Origin of the sequence: Arenibacter palladensis, assembly GCF_900129275.1 — a bacterium.
Lineage (GTDB): Bacteria > Bacteroidota > Bacteroidia > Flavobacteriales > Flavobacteriaceae > Arenibacter > Arenibacter palladensis.
Genome location: NZ_FQUX01000001.1, coordinates 1,371,513 through 1,391,891, shown reverse-complemented (window position 1 = coordinate 1,391,891; position 20,379 = coordinate 1,371,513). Strand labels below are relative to the sequence as shown.

The 20,379-nt window shown below is 40.6% G+C and carries 15 protein-coding genes; 6 read left to right on the top strand and 9 right to left on the bottom strand.

Annotation, left to right across the window (positions count from 1 at the left end; translation table 11 throughout):
- Positions 1–89 precede the first annotated feature (89 nt).
- The 6 genes from BUA60_RS05570 to BUA60_RS05545 all read right to left on the bottom strand — a co-directional run bounded on the left by BUA60_RS05570 (position 90) and on the right by BUA60_RS05545 (position 9,443).
- Positions 90–1,700, bottom strand: a complete 1,611-nt coding sequence (locus BUA60_RS05570; RefSeq protein ID WP_072860685.1) for a sulfatase family protein — start codon at positions 1,698–1,700, stop codon at positions 90–92.
- A gap of 200 nt (positions 1,701–1,900) precedes the next feature.
- Complete coding sequence (locus BUA60_RS05565; protein ID WP_072860684.1) at positions 1,901–3,355, bottom strand: TolC family protein; 1,455 nt, start codon at positions 3,353–3,355, stop codon at positions 1,901–1,903.
- The gene (locus BUA60_RS05560) at positions 3,345–6,590 is read right to left on the bottom strand and encodes an efflux RND transporter permease subunit (protein WP_072860683.1); all 3,246 of its coding nucleotides are present in this window, start codon (positions 6,588–6,590) and stop codon (positions 3,345–3,347) included. The genes BUA60_RS05565 and BUA60_RS05560 overlap by 11 nt, the downstream gene beginning before the upstream one ends.
- A 126-nt stretch (positions 6,591–6,716) precedes the next feature.
- Positions 6,717–7,799 carry an efflux RND transporter periplasmic adaptor subunit gene (locus BUA60_RS05555; RefSeq protein ID WP_072860682.1) on the bottom strand — a complete coding sequence of 361 codons (1,083 nt, stop codon included), beginning with the start codon at positions 7,797–7,799 and terminating at the stop codon, positions 6,717–6,719.
- 156 nt (positions 7,800–7,955) lie between these two features.
- The gene (locus BUA60_RS05550) at positions 7,956–8,393 is read right to left on the bottom strand and encodes a hypothetical protein (protein ID WP_072860681.1); all 438 of its coding nucleotides are present in this window, start codon (positions 8,391–8,393) and stop codon (positions 7,956–7,958) included.
- A 201-nt stretch (positions 8,394–8,594) separates the two neighbouring features.
- Positions 8,595–9,443, bottom strand: a complete 849-nt coding sequence (locus BUA60_RS05545; protein ID WP_072860680.1) for a ThuA domain-containing protein — start codon at positions 9,441–9,443, stop codon at positions 8,595–8,597.
- Between the two features lie 337 nt (positions 9,444–9,780).
- Here BUA60_RS05545 and BUA60_RS05540 point away from each other — a divergent pair, with 337 nt between their 5' ends.
- A complete protein-coding gene (locus BUA60_RS05540) occupies positions 9,781–11,658 on the top strand; it encodes a sulfatase family protein (RefSeq protein WP_084532484.1) in 1,878 nt (625 codons plus the stop codon).
- A 53-nt stretch (positions 11,659–11,711) separates the two neighbouring features.
- Here the strand turns inward: BUA60_RS05540 and BUA60_RS05535 are convergent, their stop codons facing one another.
- A complete protein-coding gene (locus BUA60_RS05535) occupies positions 11,712–13,061 on the bottom strand; it encodes a glucosidase family protein (RefSeq protein WP_072860679.1) in 1,350 nt (449 codons plus the stop codon).
- Between the two features lie 297 nt (positions 13,062–13,358).
- Here BUA60_RS05535 and BUA60_RS05530 point away from each other — a divergent pair, with 297 nt between their 5' ends.
- On the top strand, positions 13,359–14,300 hold the full coding sequence (locus BUA60_RS05530) for an NAD(P)H-binding protein (RefSeq protein ID WP_072860678.1): 942 nt from the start codon (positions 13,359–13,361) through the stop codon (positions 14,298–14,300).
- 150 nt (positions 14,301–14,450) lie between these two features.
- Here BUA60_RS05530 and BUA60_RS05525 read toward each other — a convergent pair whose 3' ends face one another.
- Positions 14,451–15,020 carry a cytochrome c family protein gene (locus BUA60_RS05525; protein ID WP_072860677.1) on the bottom strand — a complete coding sequence of 190 codons (570 nt, stop codon included), beginning with the start codon at positions 15,018–15,020 and terminating at the stop codon, positions 14,451–14,453.
- A gap of 297 nt (positions 15,021–15,317) precedes the next feature.
- Between BUA60_RS05525 and BUA60_RS05520 the strand changes: the two genes are divergently transcribed.
- On the top strand, positions 15,318–16,586 hold the full coding sequence (locus BUA60_RS05520) for an alginate lyase family protein (RefSeq protein ID WP_143153119.1): 1,269 nt from the start codon (positions 15,318–15,320) through the stop codon (positions 16,584–16,586).
- A gap of 251 nt (positions 16,587–16,837) precedes the next feature.
- Here BUA60_RS05520 and ppnP read toward each other — a convergent pair whose 3' ends face one another.
- Positions 16,838–17,119, bottom strand: coding sequence for a pyrimidine/purine nucleoside phosphorylase (gene ppnP, locus BUA60_RS05515; protein ID WP_072860675.1), 282 nt, complete (start codon positions 17,117–17,119; stop codon positions 16,838–16,840).
- A 342-nt stretch (positions 17,120–17,461) separates the two neighbouring features.
- On the opposite strand from ppnP, the gene BUA60_RS05510 reads away from it, so the two are divergent.
- The 3 genes from BUA60_RS05510 (at position 17,462) to BUA60_RS05500 (ending at position 20,285) form a co-directional block, all read left to right on the top strand.
- Positions 17,462–18,541 carry a hypothetical protein gene (locus tag BUA60_RS05510; RefSeq protein WP_072860674.1) on the top strand — a complete coding sequence of 360 codons (1,080 nt, stop codon included), beginning with the start codon at positions 17,462–17,464 and terminating at the stop codon, positions 18,539–18,541.
- Positions 18,542–18,822: 281 nt separating this feature from the next.
- Positions 18,823–19,788: a hypothetical protein gene (locus tag BUA60_RS05505; protein WP_072860673.1), complete on the top strand. Its 966-nt coding sequence runs from the start codon at positions 18,823–18,825 to the stop codon at positions 19,786–19,788.
- Positions 19,789–19,937: 149 nt separating this feature from the next.
- Positions 19,938–20,285 (top strand): VOC family protein, encoded by a 348-nt coding sequence (locus BUA60_RS05500; protein ID WP_072860672.1) that lies wholly within the window; start codon positions 19,938–19,940, stop codon positions 20,283–20,285.
- Positions 20,286–20,379: the final 94 nt, after the last annotated feature.

The window sequence follows — 20,379 nt, the reverse complement described above, 5'->3', positions numbered from 1 at the left end:
CAGCAATAGGTCCCCATTGGATAAAAATCCAACGAAAAATAGCGGGTAAAAACCCGCTATTTTTCTTTTTACACATTATTTTGAATGCGCTAATATTTCTTGGATTGTTCAATATACTTATCATCCAATTCCTTGGAATCCTTATACTTTACCCTAAGTTGGGCCAGTTTTTCCTTTAACTCCTTCACGATCTCCGCATATGCCGGATCATCATAAACATTGTTCATTTCCTTGGGGTCCTTCTTGCGATCATATAATTCCCATTCGTCCACATCGTAATAGAAATGGGCTAGCTTGTATTCCTTAGTAACTATGCCATAGTGGCGTTTTACCATATGCACACTAGGATATTCATAATAGTGGTAATAAACAGCTTCGCGGTTCCATTTGGCACTGTCCCCTTTTAACAATGGCATAAGGCTTTCCCCCTGCATATCTGCCGGTGCAGAGATTTGGGCAGCTTCCAAGAAGGTCTGGGCAAAATCCAGATTCTGCACCATTTCTTCCTCGGTGGTTCCCGGTTTTATTTCATTGGGCCAACGGACCAACAAGGGCGTTTTGAAGGACTCATCGTAAATAAAACGCTTATCGAACCAACCATGCTCTCCTAAATAAAAACCTTGATCCGAGGTATAGACTACTATGGTATTTTCGGCCAGGCCATTGTTATCCAGATAGTCCAGCACGCGTCCCACATTGTCGTCCACAGAGGAAATACTTCCCAAATAGTCCTGCATATACCGCTGGTATTTCCAAGTCATTTTTTCCTTGTCTGTCATGGAAGGCCATTTTTGCCTAAAATCTTCGTTAATAGCATCTATAATAGGCTTGTACTCTTGCTTTTGCGCTTCGTTGGCACGATTAAATTCGTTATAAATATTGGCCTGGGTATTTTGTACAATAGGCACTACATTGCCCATCTCCTCAATGGTTTCGGGCCAAATCTTACTATCATGGCTATATTCCATATGATATAAAAGATTCATTTCTGCAGTTTTGGCTGCAGTACCCCTATTGGAATAATCGTCAAATAAGGTTTCTGGTAGCGGAAATGTTTTTTGGGTATACTCCTTAAATTTATCCACCCTTGGCCACCAAGGTCTGTGCGGTGCCTTATGGAGATACATTAAAAAGAAAGGCTTGTTCGGATCCCGTTTTTTATCCAACCACTCCAAACTCATGTCCGTAATAATATCCGTTACATAGCCAGTAATGGTGGTATCTCCCTTTTGGGTGATAAAATCCGGGTTAATATAATGTCCCTGCCCAGGAAGGATCATAAATTCGTCCACGCCCTTTGGATTGTTGCCAAAATGTAGTTTTCCAAACATGGCCGTTTGGTAACCAGCCTTCTGAAAGATCTGCGGAAAGGTAACCTGAGTAGTATCGAAAGGATTGTGATTGTCTATTTTTCCATTAATGTGGGTATGTTTCCCTGTAAGAATGGTGGCTCGTGAAGGTGCACAGATAGAATTTGTAACACTGGCATTTCTGAACAACATCCCTTCCTTGGCCAACCGGTCTATATTAGGGGTTTGGATCAAATGATCGCTATAAGCACTAATGGCCTGATAGGCGTGATCATCGGACATAATGAACAGGAAGTTGGGTTTCTGGGGCTTCTTCGCCTCTTTCTCGGCACAACTGTACAAAGACAAAAGACATAGGGTTACAAGGGAAAATAATGGTAATACTTTCATATAGTTGAATGGTTTAAATAAGGTACCTAATATAGGAAACAATAAATATATAAGGTTTATATATAAACTTCAAATAAATATGAGCCGTGGTCATTTGGAGCTGGATTAAAACGTCTTAGTGATCCTAAAATAGGCAAAGCCATTCTACAATCGTGTAGAATGGCTTTGTTCATAGTTTTTTAGCAGTCTTTGGATAAACCTTATCTATCCCATCCTCCTCCTAAGGCCCTGTACATACCTACCTTGGCCAACATTTGGTCCTTTTTGGTCTCTACAAGTTCCTCGCTGGATTCTAGGGCATCTCGTTGGGTCAGAAGTACTTCCATATAATCGGCCCTGGCCGATTGAAAAAGTCGGATGGAAATATCTATCGACTCGTTAAGTGCCTGTACCTGACCTACTTTTAATTCATAGCTCATGTTGAGATTATCCAAATTGGACAATTGATTTGCCACTTCCATATAGGCATTTAATATTGCCTTCTCATACTCATATGCCGCCTGTATTTGCCTAGCATTGGCATTGGCATACGCCGCCTTGATTGCATTTCTATTGATCAACGGAGCTACTACATCCCCAACCACGTTATACAACAAAGATTGTGGCGTAGAAGTCAAAAACTTTGGCTTAAAAGCCTCCAAACCAACCCCTGCCTTTATCCCTAAGGAAGGGTAGAAATTGGCCTTGGCCACTTTAACATCCAACTTGGCCGCAGCCAGTTCATATTCTGCCTGCCTTATATCCGGTCGGTTTTGAAGCAGTTGGGAGGGTATCCCCGCGTTTACCTCTCCCACGGGCCTTTCAATAAAACCATTAGAATCCCTTAGGATATGTTGCGGTGATCTCCCGATCAGAAAATTAATCTTATTCTCAGTTTCTACGATCTGCTGTTGAATCTCGTATTTTTGACTCTTGTTCTTAAGAACCTCCGCCTCAAATCTACGCACCGCCAACTCCGTTGCCCTTGCTGCTGTTTTTTGAAGCTTTACCATGGCCAGAGCATTCTGTTGAATGGCAAGATTCTGTTCAATAATAGCCAATCGACTGTCCAAAGCCACCAATTCATAATAAGATGCGGCTACCTCGGAAACCAGGCTGGTCACCATAAAATTCTTTCCCTCAATAGAGGAGAGATATTCGAAAACAGCAGCCTTTTTGGAGTTTCGCAGCTTTTTCCAAACATCCACCTCCCAAGAAGCGTAAGCTCCTACCATAAAATTGGATAGAGGTTCCGGGAACTCCTCCCCCTCCCGTATTTCAAGATGCTCCTCCACTGCACCATTCCTGGTATAAGCGCCCACTTTCTCAACTTCCGCTCCAGCCTGAATATTCACAGAGGGCAGATATTCCCCTTTTCTGGTCCTGATCTCATTTTTGGCCATCTCCACCTGTTGAAGCATTATATTCAACTCCTGATTTTTTATCAAGGCTGTATCTATCAGCGCGCTTAGATGGGGGTCCGAAAAAAAATCCTTCCATTGGATACTAGCACTGTTCAAACTATCTTCCAATTGATTTTGATACCTCTCCGGCACATCTGAATTCTCTTCCATCATCGTTTTTGATGGTACACAGGAATACAATGTTATAACGGCGAGTATATTTAGCCCGCACACCCCGATCTTTTTTATGGATAATATTCTCCTATTTTTCATCCTCTTGTCCTTTGGTTAGTTTTTTCAAAAGTTTCGTAATCTCCCTTATTTTGGCCCTAGTCCTACTTTCTCCCTCGCTCGTACGCATCAATTCTTCGGAAAAAGGTTCACTGGCCTCATCTTTGATCAGATTCCTTCCTTCTGCCATAGTAGCAAAAATGTAGTAAAGCCCAGGTATGACCAACACTCCAAATAGTGTTCCTATAAGCATTCCGCCCAAAGCCGAGCCGCCAATAGTCCTATTTCCAATGGCTCCAGCTCCGGTAGCAACAACCAAGGGAATCAAACCCGCAATAAACGCGAATGACGTCATTAAAATGGGCCTAAAACGGGCGCGGGAACCTTCTATGGCCGCTTCAAGAATGCTGGCACCCTGCCTATGCTTTTGCACGGCGAACTCTACTATAAGCACCGCGTTCTTGCCCAATAGACCAACAAGCATAATTACCCCTATCTGAGCATATACATCATTGGCCAAGCCCATCATCCTCAATAGCGCAAATGAACCGAAAACACCCACAGGCAAGGATAGAATAACAGCAAAAGGCAATAGAAAACTCTCATATTGGGCCGCTAGCACGAAATACACAAATATCAATACAATGATAAAAATGTATAGAGATTCATTTCCTCTTTTGGCCTCATCGAACGAAAGCCCTTCCCAGGCAATGTCATAACCTCTGGGCAGGGTTTGGGCGGCGACCTCTTTTATGGCGTTGATAGCGTCCCCAGTCGTGTACCCAGGTGCAGGAAGCCCATTAATTGTGGCCGAATTATACAAATTGTAGCGGGTAATCTCATTGGGGCCCAAACGTTTTTCCATGGTCATAAAGGCAGAATAAGGTACCATTTCCCCTTCTTCATTTTTTACGAACAATTTTTCCAAATCCGATGGAAGTGCCCTATACTCGGGAGCCGACTGGGTATAGACCTTAAAGAACCTTCCGAACAGAATAAAGCCCTGTTCATAGGTACTTCCGATTAAAATATTCAGGTTTTCCATTGCCTTACCTATAGAAACCCCTTTTTGCATGGCAATCTTATTATTGATTTTAAGTTCGTATTGGGGATAGTTAGCCGAGAAAAAAGAAAACAATCCAGTTAATTCTTCCCTTTTGGCCAAAGCGTCCATAAAATCATCATTTATCTTTCCAAAACCATGATAATCCGTGGAATTGGTCTTATCCAATAAACGCATGGAAAATCCGCCCGAAGATCCAAAACCAGGTACCGCTGGCGGCTCAAAATATTCAATCCTGGCTCCCAGATTTTGGGTTTCCTCTTCTAATTCCTCCATGATCTCATGTACGGAATGATGACGCTCGGACCATGGTTTTAAATTGATTAGACAGGTACCGGCATTGGACCCACGTCCTTCGGTCATAATCTCATAACCGGCCAAGGAAGAAACCGACTCTACTCCATCCATCTCTTCACAGATCTGTTGCAATTTACGGGCAACATCATTGGTCCTCTCCAAAGTGGCTCCAGGTGGCGTCTGTATAATGGCATATATCATTCCTTGATCTTCATTGGGAATAAATCCTGCTGGCAGCGATTCGTTCGTAAAAAATATCCCCGCGCAAAAGGCTATTAGGATACCAAAGGTGACGATCCTTCTGGTCACGATTTTATCCAATAATTTTACATAGGTCCCCGTAAGACGTTCAAAGCCCTTATTAAACCATGCAATAAACTTATCAACGGGCGATTTCCTCTTGGGCTTCCCATGATTGTTCCTTAACATTATAGCACATAATACCGGGGTAAGGGTAAGGGCCACAACCGCTGATATTACAATGGACCCGGCCATAGTAATGGAAAACTGTCTGTAAAACACCCCTACCGGACCGGTCATAAAGGAAATGGGGATAAATACGGACACCATAACCAAGGTAATAGCGATAATTGCCCCTCCAATCTCGCTCAACACCTCTGTGGATGCCTTATAAGGGCTTAGATTCTGCTCCTCCATTTTAACATGGACTGCCTCCACCACAACGATGGCATTATCAACAACGATCCCAATGGCCAGTACCAAGGCGAATAAAGTAATAAGGTTAATGGACAGCCCAAATAGCTGCATTACGAAAAAAGCACCGATCAGTGAAACAGGCACCGCAATGATCGGGATCAGCGTTGATCGCCAATCGCCCAAAAACAGGAAGACCACTATAGCAACCAAAATGAAGGCATCACGAAGGGTATGGAGTACCTGTTCAATAGAGGCATCCAAGAAGTTGGCAACATCATAACTGATCTTATAGTCCAATCCCGGTGGAAGGTCCTTTTTAAGCTCCAGTAATTTTGACTTAACCTCGTCAATAACATCCTTACCGTTACTGCCCAAAGTCTGTTTTAAGATAATGGATGCTGATGGGCGACCATCCAAATTGGAATAAATATCGAAGAACTCGCTACCAAGTTCCACATCGGCCAAATCACCCAAGGTAATGGTTTCCCCCTCCGCATTGGCACGAACTATAATATCCTTGTACTGTTCCGGTTGATTGTAACGCCCTACGTAGGTAAGGACATATTCCAAAGACTGGGATTTAATTCCGGAACTTTGCCCGATCCTTCCTGGCCTGGCAATTATACTCTGGTCTTGCATGGCCTCCATGATTTCTTCGGCAGATACATTATAGGCACGCATACGATCTGGTTTTAACCACACCCGCATAGCGTACTTTCTACTACCCAATATCTGCGCACTGGCAATACCGTTGATACGTTGTATTTCGGGTATAATTTTAGTATAGGCATAATTGTAAAGAAACTTTTCATCATTATGCTCGTCTTCGGCAAACAGGTTTACGTACATCAACATACTGGGTTGTACGGGGGTTATAATCACCCCTTCCTTTTGTACCAATTCGGGTAGGTTCGGCATTACCTGATCTACCCTTGTCTTTACCATCACAACCGCCGTATTGGGATCCGTTCCGGGTTCAAAAATAACACGCAGCGTACCTTCCCCGGCACTGGTGGCATCGGATGCCAGATAGCGCATTCCCTGAACACCGTTAATGGCCGTTTCCAATGGAATAAGCGTTGAGTTTACCAATACATCTGCACTTGCACCTGGATACGCTATAAATATATTAACGGTAGTAGGTGCTATTTCGGGGAATTGTGAAATAGGTAATTGTTTAATGGCCAAAAGGCCGGTAAAAACTATCATGACTGATATGACTATGGCCAATACCGGTCTTTTTATAAATTTTTTGAACATCTTTTGTGAAATTAGGTTAGGTATAAAAATTAATTACCGAAGGGGTTTTCTTGTCCTCCTTACCTTTGGATGGGAGAACGCCCCATACTTTGTACAATTAATCTTTAAGTTTCCTATAGGTTATACTTACTCGGCGTAAAGTGATAAGTTGTTTATAACCGATTTTGGTTCAATAAATTCGGTTTCTACATGGTCCCCGTCCTTTACCATACGAATGCCGTCAAGAATTATTCTATCTTTCTCGGAAAGTCCCTTTTCAATGATAAAAAGATTAGGTAGTTCTCCGGCGATAGCTATTTCCTTCTGTTTTACTACTGCCTTATCATCAACTACAAAAACATATTTTTTATCCAAAACCTCAAAGGTGGCCTTTTGCGGAATAATAAGCGCGTTGGTATGGGGTACCTGCATAATTATGCTACCTGTTTCCCCATGGCGTAAAATACCATCGGGGTTGTCAAAAGTTGCCCTAAAAGCAATGTTACCGGTCTCATGGCTAAACTCTCCCTCAATGGTTTCAACAATACCAGTCTGATTAAAGCGTTTATTGTTGGCCATTAAAAGGGCCACCTCTTTTTTACTATTTCGATCAACACTGGTAATGTAATCCAAATACTCCGCCTCGGGCACATTGAAATAAACCCACATTTTACTATTGTCCGATAGGGTAGTCAACAATTCCCCTTCATCCAAAAGACTGCCTTCCCTAACATGCAGGTGGTCCATAATACCATCAAACGGAGCTTTAATATTAGTGAACCCTAGATGGGTCTCTGCAAGCATAACTTCTGCTTTGGCCTTTTCAAAATTAGCCTTTGCCATGGCCAGCTCATTTGCAGAAACTACATTGCCATCGGCCAATAATTTAGTATTCTCATATTCAATTTCGGCCACCCGAGCTTCCGCCGTGGCCTTTTGAAATTCCGCCTCATATACATTGGGCATAATATGGAACATTTGTTGACCCTTTTTTACGGATTGACCTTCATCAACCGAGATTTCCTGTAAATAGCCCTTTTCCAGAGCACGGACCTCAATATTTCGAATGCTATGTATTTGGCAGACATAGTCTTTTACAACCGCGGTATCTTTTTTTATTGGACTGGTCACGAGATATTTGGTTTCCTCTCGTTTTTCATGTTTTTCGGAGTTACAGCTTAATTGGCTCAGTAGTAAACACACGCCAATAATCATGGGGGATTTCCTCATAATCTTAATTTATTAAAAATGAATAATTGGTTTTTTAGCAAATAAAATGCCCGGTAAGTCCTTCTAAATTAGTTTCGGACTTACTCAATTTTGATTAAGAACAGTACTTAAAAAAAGTGGGGACAGCCCCAAATTAATTAGGTACTGCCAGATTTCCTAAATTCTGAAAACTTGGAATCTAATGTACCGCTTATAAGGAGTGGTAAAAGCGTGGGTGTCAATGTAAGCGAGGTCATTTTCCAGATTGGAAGACAAATACTCCAATATTAGGGCATAAAAAATGGCAGTTGTTAGACCACCATAAATTAAATTTGTTTCCGGAGATAAAACAATTTCATCGCTCTCCTCCTCCTCTTCCTCGAAATCCGCAACTTCCGCCACAAGTAGCTTTTGAACTTCAAGTACAGAAGTATCCGCAAAAACAACAGGGGCCATTTCTTCCTCAAACTCACAGGGAAAACTTTCGGAAACTGCTAAATTTAAAATTGAAAAATAACGATCAACTTCAAAATTTGTATGGGCATAAATAGTGTTGAATCCATTTATTAAAAGGATACAGGGAAGTAGAATATATTTTTGTAATGCCCGATTCATACGGGAATCAAAACTAGAACTTGAATTTAACTCTCACAAGTGGTAGTTGTTAAAATTAAAACGAGACACATTATTTTTACGAAAAACGAAGGCCTTTAATCCTGAAAATCAATTAATACTAATTTCAGATTCCAACTTTTAACAATTAATCATAATAATCTATCAAAAGCCAACTTATCCAATAAGACAAAAACACTTTAATCACTCTTTTTCCACTGCCCATTTTATTCCTTCAATAAGATGCTGACGTCCAAAATCCGTATTCAATGAACGTATATCGTGCCCCAACTCAGTATAGAAAAATCTTCCTCCGCCCCAAACCCTGGTCCAAGCTATCGGATGATCCTTTCCCATTCCCTCGCCTCCTCTAGTCTTGAAGTACTCCCTAACTGGTTCGTAGGTTGACTCGTCTACCCGGAGTAACACCTGAACACCCGGCAAGCCGGTAACAGACTTGGTGTGGTTGGTCCAATCTGCCTCGTACCAAAACTCTTTACCCATTCCCTTAACCGCAGGATGATCCATAGCTTTTGGATCGACCACCACTTTGGCTTTGAGAAATTCAGAATCACTATTAAAATCACATCCGCCCAATTCCATTATCCAGGGCCAGTTTTCCTGATGCACCAACAACGCATGCAGACCAACAATTGCTCCCCCATCTTTATACCATTCCTCTATGGCATTCCGTTGTTCCTCATTAAAAACCTTATCCAGAACATTTGCATTATTGAACAGCAATACATCGTAATAGCCCAGTTTTTCCTTGGATATATCACTTCCTGTTTCACTAACATCTATCTGCATATTGTGTTCGGCACCTAGCCGCACAATCCACCCATTTACAATAGGAATATCAGGATGGCGGAACCAACCTGTACCGGAAAAAAGCAGCACCTTCAATGCCGTTCCGTCTCCCATCGCATTGCGCTCATACATTTTCTTCTGATGGTCAACATCAAGATGCTCCTGTGCAATTAATTGAAATGTTGATAGAAACGTTAGTGATAAAAAAATGGTTAAAACAATTTGGATTCTTTTGCTTTTCATAATTGCCGGTTCATAATTCTTTATAGGACATGTTATTGAGGTATTGTAGGTTTCAATAAAAATAAGGGTTTTACGGGTATTATTAGCGTTTAAATTCTTCCAGGTGTGGGTGACACTATAGAATTATGCCTTTTAACCTAGTAAACCAAAAAAGTTGAATGTATTAAAGTACTTATTTTAAGTATGCTGAACAACTTACTTGTTATTATTTCCAACGAAATAATTACGTCATGCCAGAACCGTAAACGCACTAAAAATCAACATGGGTATAGAAGATTTCCTATATTAGGGGCCATCATTAATAGCCATTAACCAGCACCTTTTACTAGAAATCCTTATGTACACCTTAAAACTCAGCATATTTTTCAAAACCTTGGCAATCGTACTTGGTTCCATTCCTGCTATATTTTCCCAAACAAAATTGATGGAGGAGCGCCCTCCAAATATTGTTTGGATTACCTCCGAGGATAATTCCAAGCACTACCTTGAACTTTTTGATGACAATGGCATTCCCACCCCCAATATTCAATCCCTTGCAGAAAATGGTTTAATCTTTAATCGCGTTTTCTCCAATGCCCCTGTCTGTAGCGTAGCACGTTCGACCATAATAACAGGTTGTTACGCACCGCGTATCGGAGCCCAATACCATAGAAAAATTGTAACGGTCCCTATGCCCGATTCACTCAAAATGTTTCCGGCCTATTTAAGACAGCAAGGATTTTATACCACCAACAATAGCAAGGAAGATTATAATATTATTAAAAGTGATGGTGTTTGGGACGAATCTTCCAAGAAGGCCAGCTGGAAAAATAGAAAGGAAAATCAACCATTTTTCCATGTTTTCAATATTGGGGTTTCTCATGAGTCCAGCATGCACTTCACCGCTAAAGACATGGAAACTACTCTGCCTGAAACTGACCAAAACTCATTTAGAATACAGCCCAACCATCCCAATACCGAGCTATTTAAATACACCAACGCCCTATACAGGGACAAAATTAGGGAAATGGATAGGCAGGTCGGCAACGTTATCAACGAACTTAGAACCGATGGAAGGCTGGACGACACCTTTATTTTTTACTTTGGCGATCATGGCGGCGTTTTGCCGGGAAGCAAGGGCTATCTGTACGAAACCGGACTCCACGTTCCAATGGTAGTCCATGTTCCCGAAAAATATAAACATCTCGTAAATAGTCCTGTTGGCAGCACCGTAAAAGGCTTTGTAAGCTTTATTGATTTGGGCCCAACAGTTTTGAATCTTGCGGGAATAAGCATACCACAGGGAATGGATGGCAAGGCATTTTTAGGCAAGGATATAAAGAATGAGGAATTGAATGCCCGCGATGAAACCTATAGTTACGCGGATAGGTTCGATGAAAAATACGATATGGTAAGGGCCATAAGAAAAGGGAAGTATAAATATATTAGAAACTATCAGCCCTTTAATTTTGATGGCTTAATGAACAACTATCGTTACAAGCAATTGGCTTACCAAGAATGGCAGGCATTGTACGATAAAGGAGAACTGAACAAAATACAATCTGCCTTCTTTGAATCGCGCCCTCCGGAAATGCTTTTTGATATTGATGCAGACCCATATGAAACAAAAAATCTGGCCAATGACCCAAAGTACAAGACTATAGTAAGAGACCTGCGCAGCAGACTCAATTCTTGGGCAAAAGGAATGCCGGACCTCTCATTTTATCCAGAACATGTCCTTATAGAAAATGCTTTTGAAAACCCTGTGGCTTATGGGACTAAACACAAAAAGGACATTGAAAAATATATTGAAATTGCAGATCTGGGACTTTTAAGCTTTAAGGATGCCAAAAATGCCTTGACCACTGCCCTGGATTCTTCAGATCCATGGGAAAGATATTGGGCAATAATTGTCTGTAGTACTTTTGGAAAGCAGGCCATGTTAATGGAGGCGAAAATTAAAACAATGGCAAACAAGGATCCAGAACGTATAAACAGGGTACGTGCGGCAGAATTTCTTGCTATGGTTAAACAATTGGATCCGTCGGCAATAATGACCAAGGCTTTGTACGAGTCCGATAAGCCCAGTGAGGCCCTTTTAATATTAAACTCGATAGCTCTCATGAATTCCGGTAAATTCAATTATAATTTTGATATCCACCTGGACCAAATATCCAAAGTGGTTTCGGAAGATTCGGAAGTGATGCGCAGATTGGAATTCTTAAAAATACAGTAGCCAAACTTCTAAAAATATTGAATTACGGATCGGCTAAATAAATCATAACCTGATCATGGTCTTGTAATGTTTCTAAATGCCGGCAGCGGACAACTTACCGTAGTCATATACAGGGGATTTTGCGTATGGCCCGAAGGGTGAAAACATTCAAAGGGCGCACCGTATTCCTTCCCTTTTCTAAAATCACTTTGGCGCAAATCATTTATGTATTCCTTTGCCAATTGTTGGGCAAGTTTATAGTTGGTTTTGGCTATGGCATAACATACCCATCCGGTTGGAGTACCCCAATAGGCCCCGTTCTGGTAGGTATTTTTCTGTGCCAATGAAAATTCCCATGCCGTGGAATCGCTAAAGTCATCCGTAGTTAAAATGTGCCTAATGTTGCCTTTATAGGATAAGTATCCATTTTCATAGGCTTGAGCCAAGAACCTGCTTGTCCTTTCGGTTGCCTCCCTATCCAAAATTTGGTAATAGACGGCCAATGCTGTAGACCAAACGTCCGCTTGACTTCCTTTGGCATTCGAAGCTTTGAGCATGCCCCTTTCATCCATAAAGACCAGCGGTAAGGCCTCCTTAATTTTATTGGCTATCACAGTGTATTTTTCCGCTTTTTCTTGATTGTTTTGTTTTTCAAACAATTCGGATAGCTCCAAAGCAGCCTTAAATTTTAATATGGACGGATAACAAAGATCACCTGTAATCGTCATCACATCCCTAAAACCAAAATCAATGCCCCTAAAATGCTCCGTGGTAGTAACGATATGATTATCCAATCTCGATGGAGGCACATTAAAGGCAATTTCAAGTCGGTCCATGAGGTTCATTCCATTTATTTCCTTATCCAAAAATGACAGATCTTGAGTTGTAACCACATAATAATGGGCCATATGTATAAAGAAAAACTGATCCCCATAGGGCGGGGTTCTACCAAACTCAGGAGTACCCTGTTCTTCAAAACTATAGGTGCCTGGAAAATATATGGGCAATCCGTCATCCATACGGATATGATCTGCTATGGTACCTAACGGCACCATAGCGCCATTTTTAGTAAGCCATGTCCGATCTGCTTGGGTGGAAGCCGTTAACAATAACATATGCCTTTGTTCTTCCCCGGAAATAAATCCGGTTTCCAAAGACATGGCATAATCCCGGATCCAGAAAGCCGGATAACTCTCCCTACCTCCAGGTTTTACCAATATCCCACCCGTATTGTTTGTACCCATTTGATCTGCAACCCGCTCCCCAGGGTAAATACGGGAACTGTCAATGATGGTTTTGGTTAATATTTCAAGAAATTTAAAATCCTTGTCACTTAAAATAGCGTCCTTGGCCGGGATTTTGGATTGCCCATGCCCAAATGATATTAATACCAAGAATAATAAGGATAATATTGGTTGCTTCATATGATTTGTTATTGCCTTGAAATTAATTACTATACACCCCTAAATTGCTCGGATCCAAAATCAAAAATAACATATGTCCCAAAAATTTATTTAGCACTCTAAAACGCTAAATTTAAGCGAACAAAAATTTACAACTTGACATATGAAAAGGGAATTTCCCTAAATTTAGGCAAACAATTTTAACCGTACACAAATCTTTAGGCACAAGCGTCACCAAGCTGTTCCGCCCAATATGGAAAAGGCAAGGGATAAAGACGGTTTCCAGATTTGGTACATAGCAAACAAAAAGGAACAACTATGCAAACAATATTAGGGGCGGGCGGCGCAATTGGAATTGAACTGGCCAAGTCTTTAACGGCGTATACCAGCAAAATAAGGTTGGTGAGTAGAAATCCGGAAAAAGTTAATGATACCGATCATATAATATCTGCAGACCTTGGGGAAAGGGCCCAAGTTTTCGAGGCAATCAAGGGATCTGCCATTGTGTACGTAACTATTGGATTTCCGTACAAGCTTAAAATTTGGCAGCAGTATTGGCCAAAATTCATAAAAAATGTGATCGATGCCTGTATAGAACACAACTGTAAATTGGTGTTTTTTGACAATATATACATGTATGACCCCAATTTTTTGGATGGAATGAATGAGGAAACACCTATTAATCCCCCAAGCAAAAAAGGGAAGGTTCGTGCCGAAATAGCAGGCATGATTATGGAAAAGGTAAAAAAGGGAGAACTAGAAGCTTTGATTGCCCGTTCAGCAGATTTTTACGGCCCCAATATTAAGAATTCCAGTATATTGACCGAGATGGTATTCAAACCCTTGAGTACCGGCAAAAAAGCCAATTGGATGGCTTCGTTAAATTACAAACACTCCTTTACCTACACTCCTGATGCGGCAAAAGCCACTGCCCTGCTAGGCAATTCACCACAGGCCTACAATCAGGTATGGCATTTGCCTACTGCCAAAAATCCCTACACCGGAAAAGAATGGATAGAGGCCATTGCAGGTGAAATGGGGGTAAAACCTAGATTTCAGGTTGCCAGCAGGCTAATTATAAAGATACTAGGGCTTTTTATTCCTGTTATGAGGGAAATGCCGGAAATGATGTATCAATACGACAGGGACTATGTTTTTAATTCAGATAAATTCGACAGTCACTTTAATTTTAAAACCACTCCCTATTTAGAGGGAATTAAAGAAATTGTTAAATCTGATTATTTAAGGAAACACCTATAATATTTTTCTGGTTTACTGCTTTTTGACACGTTTTGCTGATGATTAATTGGAGTACCATTCACCAATTTGTTTGGATTCCTGTTGGTTAACATTTGGAGAATGGCACCGTTGCAATACAGATTGATGTTTAAAACTACTTTTGAAGAGAACCTAGGTACCGGGCATAATGGCCTGTGGCACTATATTCTTAACAGGCTTTATACTCTTTAAGTACGCATATATTGCCTTTATGTCCTCATCTGGCAACTTGGAATATCCTTCCCAGGGCATGGGGGGCAATAAGGGCCTACTATTATCCAACCCTTTATATTTCCCTTCTTTTATGGACTTCACAAATTGCTCCTCGGACCAAAATCCTATACCCGTAGCATCTGGAGTTAAATTACCGGCGAAGGAGGTGCCCCAAGGTCCTATTGCTGCGGTACTGTTCATATTAAACAACACATAGCCCCCTACGGCTTGAGGATCGTATTCCGGTAAAATTTCATTGGAATCATGTCCGGATAGCAATCTATCGGGATCTGGCACTGGACCTCTTGGGGTCATAACTTTAGGGGAGTGACAATCATTGCACCCTAAAGTAGCAACCAAAAATTCCCCTCGTTGAATCCGATCACCGGACTTAGGTAATTCTGCTTTTGCTACTTCCTTTTGTTTTGGTGAGCCACATGCACTTATCATTAGGCCGGTGATGGCAAGCATTAAAAGTGTTTTTTTCATAAACTTTAAATTTAAATGTTACTTTATGGATATATGGCCATTTAGTTTTAATCCCACGACCCATAAGACCGTAGGATGGTTGTAAAATTTGCTTGACAAAGGAAAACAGAAAGTACAATGCTGGCAATCACATAAGTATGTGAAATATTGGGCCATTTTTAAAAAAAGTATGTCAGGACAATACCATCCTAGAGGCATTTTTAAGCACCGGAAAACTAAAAACTACCTAAAAAATTACTTTGGAGGGACTTTGTTCCATCTAGTCATTTCCAATCTGTACTAAAAAGTGAAAAACTTTTGCAGCAAATACTTAACTTTCCCAATACAGATTGTGAGACCATAATAAGCATGAAACCTATTACTATAATTTTAACGGCGGCGATCCTTATTTTTATTAATAGAGTATGCCCAGAACATAGAAATGGCCAAATTGCAAGACCTAAAGGAATTCTTGTATCAACAACAGACCTATCCAAGATCAGGGAAATGGCCGCTTCCGGACTTAAACCGCATAGTACCAATGTTGATCTTTTTCTTCATTATATAGACAGTTTAACGCAGGCTTCAACGGCCTGGCCCCTTTTGGAAGACGAAGTTGTGATTTCCGATCGTAGTTCCAACGATCCAATTCAACTAAGTTCCATTGGTGGGAAACTGGCCTATGGCTCGGCTATAGCCTGGCATTTGACAGGAAATAAAAAATATGCAGACAAAGCCAAAAGCCTAATTTTGGACCTTAGTCGAACCCATGGATATCGCAATGCGGAGCATCATGATTTTCATTGGGGAGCCCAAGGAATTCTGAACTTGGCAAGGGGAGGCACCCCTTATATTTACGCTGCCGATCTCCTAGAGGGTTGGACAGGTTGGACGAAGAACGATAAACTAAAATATCAAATCTGGCTACGGGATGAAATGTACCCAAAAGTAGCCTGGGCAAGTAGGACAAGGAAAAACAATTGGGGAGTTGCTGCCTCCTTTTCAGCAGCACTTATTTCATATTACCTCATGGACCAGAAACAATGGAAACTAAAAGAAATAAGTCCGTCACCTAAGAAAATGTCCCCCAAGGATGCTTTTGAATCGCACAACGAGTATCAACTTGGCCGTTTAAAAACATCCTTGGATTGGAAAATGGATGCCAAGGTAGCCTTATGGGGCATTTTGCCCAACGGTGCAATCCCTGAGGAAATAAGGCGGGGCACGGACCCGATTGATGGTGACTATTTACCTTCCAGTGGAAGTGGCACGGAATATACAATGACACATATTGAACACCTTACCGCCCATGCCGAATTTTTAAAGCGACTAGGTGATAATTCGCTATATAATCATGTTGAAAGTGATGGATCAGGTTCACTTTTCCAGGCCTATATGTACGTCATAAACAACCCTATAAAATCTCATTGTTTTACTAAAAATAGGATAAATGCACTGTATATGGCCTACAACCACTATAAAGATGAAGCCATGTTAAATTCCCTAGAGGAGTGTGGCCCAGGAAATATTTCAGGACAGCGGCTAGCGTTATTTGGGCGTTTGACCCATCCATTGAACATCCATTAAACCATGGACTGTGTTTTTCCTAAGTATGTTCAACACCTAATAAAAATCATGGCTATATACCTCGGCTCTTTGTGAAATGAGCACAAACCGATTATGCATAATTTTAGATCAATTAAGAAGAGGAAAAAGGTATATAAAAACTACGGGCTTATAACCAATAAATAAAATATTGGCTTGGGGCCTGAACTAAAACCATGAATTACAAGTCTAAGTTTGAAACACCCAAATAGAAAAAGGGTTAAATTTTAGCCCTATTCGTATTGACACAAATAAGAAGTTTGCCCAACCGATTTTACCTTGAAAGAACTATTGGCGCCTACCTTAAATGACGAACCCGCCTTAAAGGATTTCCATTCAGTTTCCCCGGGCAACAAAGCAATTAGTTCGCCCTCTACCACATTCATGGTTTCCTTGGCAGAAGTGCCAAATTCATACTCCCCTGGTTCCATTACCCCAATCGTAGATTTTCCTATGGCCGAGTTATAGCCCAACGATTTTACCGTTCCATCAAAATATTCGTTGCTCGAAATCATAAACTTTCTTTTATCAAATAGCTCGCAAATATAAAGAAAGGAAGTTCAGTGTACACCTATCTACTATATTTTAACCCTTCCAAACTACTGTTTTAGCTCAAATAATTTCGACCCTAAAAAATATGAGCCCTAACTAGGGCCGTATTCTTGGCCATACATTACAAAGACCATTTTTAAAGCTGGCCGAATTTAAAATCTTGTTGGCCCATCAATTATTAAGGAATACATGGATAGCAAAAAGTAGGTCCATAAAATTTAAACCTCTCCAAAACAAGGCAAAAATTCCCTACATTTAAACAAGCAATCCCATAGAACATTGAATTGACCAAAAGAATAATAAGAATGAAATACGCCTTCACTATTGCTATACTACTGTCTACAATATGCCTATGCTCCTATTCATATAAACCAAAAACAACTTCTGTAAGTATTCAAGGAGAGCAGTTCTACATCAATGATCAAATAACCTATAAAAATAGATATTGGAAAGGAAATAAAATTGAAGGCTTACTTTTTAACTCAAGAATGGTCCAAGGCATATTTGATGATCTTAATAGCGATACTCGGGATAATTTTAAATATCCGGATTCCAATAAATGGGATGCGGAGAGGAACACTGCAGAATTTGTAAATGCCATGGAGGACTGGAAGGCCCATGGCCTGTTATCCTTTACCCTTAATCTGCAAGGCGGAAGTCCGTTGGGCTATGGCAATCACGGTTGGATCAACTCTACTTTTGACAGTTTGGGCAACCTTAGGGAGGATTATATGAATAGGCTTGAAAAAATATTGGAAAGATCCAATGAACTGGGCATGGTTGTTATTCTGGGCTATTTTTATTTTGGTCAGGATGAACAGTTAAAAGACGAACAGGCTGTATTGAAGGCTGTTGACAATATAACACATTGGATTCTAGAGAAGGGGTATAAAAACATATTGATTGAAATAAACAACGAATGTGATATTAAATATGATCACCCCATTTTACAACCGCAACGAGTATCGGAACTTATTAAGCGGGTTCAAGACATCAGTGGGCACAAACTTTTGGTAAGTACCAGTTATTCGGGAAATAAAATTCCATCTTCGGAAATTATTGCTTCCTCAGATTTTGTCCTATTACACGGGAACGGGGTAAAGGATCCTGAAAGAATTAAAGAGATGGTAGAATTGGTGAGACAGTCCGAAAGTTATTCTCCAAAGCCCATTCTTTTCAATGAAGATGATCATTTTGATTTTGATAAGGAATCCTATAACCTTCTCTCCGCCACAGAATCTTATGCTTCTTGGGGCTACTTTGATTTTAGAATGAAATGGGAGGACTATAACTCAGGTTTTCAGAGTGTCCCGGTAGACTGGACTATTAGTTCTGATAGAAAGAAGGCCTTTTTCAACAAACTAAAAGAAATAACAGGGTATTAGGGAAGGGTACATATAGAAAAAAAAGTCAACAAAATAGTCCTACCTACTCCTTCGCCCTACCCAAGTATAAAAATTAATGATTGGTAACAGGGCCAAAATTGGAGGTAGCATTTGCTTTTTACCGTTTACATTCGTATTTTGAATCAGCAAATCACCCCTCCTAAACTCCCTCCAGTCAAAAGATTCCCCACAGTATAGATTTGAACATCCCTAAGCGTGCAGTTCTTTTCATAAATTGCCCGCTACCGTTTTACACTATATACATTGGAAAAAGCAATACCATGAAAACACTACCACCCTTCTTTAAAAGTCACGGATATGTCATTACAGCATTAATTATTTTAACGTTTATACTGCACGGTTGCGGACCTGATAAAAAGGCTAAAACCGAGGAAAAATTGGTTGCCAAAAAGGATGGCATTGTCCAGATTACAACAACGGTTATGGACTTTATAAGCCCTGACACCATTCCGTTTGGCTGGAATACATTTAATTATCAAAATAACTCTAATGAAACCCATTTCTTTTTATTGGATAAGTACCCCGAAGGCAAGACGATACTAAATACCAAAAATGAAGTCTTTCCTCCCTTCGACAAGGGAATGGACTTAATTAATGAAGGGAAAACCGAAGCGGGGTTTGCCGAATTCAACAATCTCCCCGCGTGGTTTTTTGAAGTAGTTTTTTCAGGTGGATCCGGCTTGGTTTCACCAAAGAAGAACAGTACTACCACAGTTAATTTGGAGCCTGGATATTACCTTATGGAGTGTTACGTAAAAATGCCCAATGGAAAATTCCACTCTTCCATGGGCATGGCAAAACCCATTATAGTTTCCAAAGATAAAAGCAACGTTTCACCCCCAATACCTACAATAACCATTACTATTTCCAGTACAGAGGGCATTAATTATAATGGATCCATTGCCAAAGGCCCACAAGTGTTTTCAGTGGAATTCAAGGACCAGATTACACATGAAAACTTTGTAGGACATGATGTGAATTTGGTTAAATTAGCGGATACCACCAATCTTGAGGCTCTTGAAAATTGGATGAATTGGGCCGATCCAAAGGGACTTATCACCCCCGCCCCGGAAGGCGTCACCTTTTTGGGTGGCGTTAATGATAGCCCTGCCGGTAGTGTTGGTTATTTCGAAGTGGATCTTGAACCGGGTAATTATGCCTTTATTTCAGAAGTTCCCAACACTATGAAAAAAGGGATGTTAAAAACGTTTACCGTATCGGAATAATCCATTTGATTTAAGATAAGGTATACCGAAAAAATGGGGAAAATCGCACTTACATTTCTATCTAGCAAAATATAAATCCGGAGGTCATTGCCAAAACCATGGATAATTTTATTCCAAAACTAGTGTACAATTATAAACTACTCCTCTAAATGCAAGCAAAAGACAGCCACATTAACTATGTAGAGTTCAAGTCGAAAGACTTAATAGAAACTAAAATGTTCTATGAATCTTCCTTTGATTGGAAATTTACAGATTATGGTCCAACCTATATCGCATTTTCAGAAAGTGGGCTCGAAGGTGGATTTGAAAAGACCGATAATGAAATTGTAAATGGTGCACTCGTTGTATTATTTCATTCCAATCTTAAGCTTATAAAAAACAAGATAATCGAAGCGGGTGGGAAAATCTCAAAAGATATTTTCTCTTTCCCCGGAGGGCACAGATTCCATTTTAAAGACCCTTCGGGCAACGAACTTGCCGTTTGGTCCGATAAGTAGTAATCCATCAATGTAATATACCAAGCCCCCGTCATAAACCGAGGATTCTTAGCATTTATCCCATACCAACCTTGCTATTCCCCCAAAGTTTTTG